This is a genomic window from Acidobacteriota bacterium, assembly GCA_030949985.1.
GTDB lineage: Bacteria > Acidobacteriota > Polarisedimenticolia > J045 > J045 > JALTMS01.
The window spans coordinates 1-1,490 of record JAUZRX010000089.1 but is presented as its reverse complement, the minus strand read 5'-3'; the positions used below and the strand labels follow the sequence as shown (position 1 = coordinate 1,490).

Annotated in this window: 4 protein-coding genes; 1 reads left to right on the top strand and 3 read right to left on the bottom strand. The window is 65.0% G+C overall.

Annotated elements, in window-relative coordinates; genetic code table 11:
* Nucleotides 1-342: hypothetical protein (locus tag Q9Q40_14365; GenBank protein MDQ7008402.1), on the top strand; the 342-nt coding region annotated here is incomplete at its 5' end.
* A gap of 52 nt (nt 343-394) precedes the next feature.
* On the opposite strand, the gene Q9Q40_14360 is transcribed toward Q9Q40_14365, so the two are convergent.
* The 3 genes from Q9Q40_14360 to Q9Q40_14350 form a co-directional block, all read right to left on the bottom strand.
* Complete coding sequence (locus Q9Q40_14360) at nt 395-670, bottom strand: transposase (GenBank protein ID MDQ7008401.1); 276 nt, start codon at nt 668-670, stop codon at nt 395-397.
* Nucleotides 671-751: 81 nt separating this feature from the next.
* Complete coding sequence (locus Q9Q40_14355) at nt 752-1,009, bottom strand: hypothetical protein (GenBank protein ID MDQ7008400.1); 258 nt, start codon at nt 1,007-1,009, stop codon at nt 752-754.
* On the bottom strand, nt 1,006-1,490 hold a 485-nt coding region (locus tag Q9Q40_14350; GenBank protein MDQ7008399.1), incomplete at its 5' end, for a hypothetical protein. The genes Q9Q40_14355 and Q9Q40_14350, both read right to left, overlap by 4 nt.

Below are 1,490 nucleotides of genomic sequence, written 5' to 3'. Positions count from 1 at the left end.
AAGATCCGTGAGCCTCGGCTCTCCGCGCCGAACATCGGTCACCCGGGTGCTGGTGACCGCGTCCCTTCCGGGCGGGGCATGGCGCGCATCACAGGGTTCAATCCCGATACAGCGCACCGGGCTTACCTGGCCCTGGCGCGGGAAGACGCGCTGGTCATGGGGGCCGGCAGCAGGACTTGTCCGCACGGAGATCTTGGGAGTGTCGTGCCCCTCACGCCGGCGTGGGTGGTGAATCGGGCGCGCCATCGGCTGGAAGCGGCGAAGGATTTCGGGTTGAGCCCCGCGGAACGGGAGGATTGTGTCACCCGCCTCGAGCTGTCTCCCCCCTCGAATCCCCCTTAACTCACCCCGGGAACTGTCAAGGATTGGGGTCCACTCCACTTCTCCACGTTAGTCAAGACCAGATTTTTTTCAGAAAGTCGTTTGCGACCTTTAACTGACCGATCATCGCAAACAGCTCCTCGATGAGCTGTTCCTGATGAGCGTCCGCCGGACTGACCCCGTCCTCGAAGAGGTCAGGAAGATGGTCGAGCAGCTGGCTCTTCCACCGCGCCGCCTGGCTCGAATGCACAGCGTGCTTCCGGCAGATCTCTGCCACCGTCTTGTCGCCCCGGACAGCGTCCAGCGCTACCCGCGCCTTGAAATTCGGTCCGTGCTTTCTCCTTTTCATCGCGATCAAGATGTCTCCAGGCCCGGGTAGTATCAAGGCTCGAATCCACCTTGGCGACCTGGTCGGTTTTTGGGGTTCACCTCATACCTCGGCAGCCTGGGAGATCTCCCGCTCGCGCTCCTCCCGGTACCACGCTTTGGTCTCCCGGACCTTGTCGGCCATCATCTCGCGCAGCGATTCCCGGCGGGCCTCGGCCCGAGCGGCCTGGGCGGCTCTCCGATACCTGTCTTTCTCCTGCTCGGTGAAGTGCTCGACCTGGTCGCCGACCAGCACGGGCTCCAGGGCCATCGCCTCCTCGGCCGCCTGGATCTCCTCCTCGCTCGCCACAAGACGTCTCATGACGTCCCGAACCTCGTCGGTGAGCGTGACATGGAGCCGGCCAACTCGCGGTAGAGGGCCACCAGCCAGCGCTGGAAGCGAGCGAAGACGCCGACGAGTTGCGGGCCGGGCGCCCGTTCCTCCATCAGGAAGGCTTCCCAGCCCCGGGCGAGCTGCTCGTGGTGCTCGGTGGTGATCTGGTCGGCAGACTCGAGTCCGGACCACTCGAGCAGCGCGTCGAGGTCGGCCCGGAGGCCCGGGTCGGCACCCTCCTGCCCGGCCAGGTCGCGGATCACCTCCAGGAAGAAATGCGCCGACTCGTGCTGGAACGTCGACATGTCGGCGCCATCGAGCAGGCTGATCTCGAACTCCCGGCCGCCGGGGCGAAAACGAATCTTTCCGCGCTTCTTCGGCTCGTGCTCGAGGCCGAGGGTTTCTCCGCCCAGGAACATGTCGAATCCATCCCCCTCGGTGCCCTTGTCATCCTGCGTGGACGGCTGTA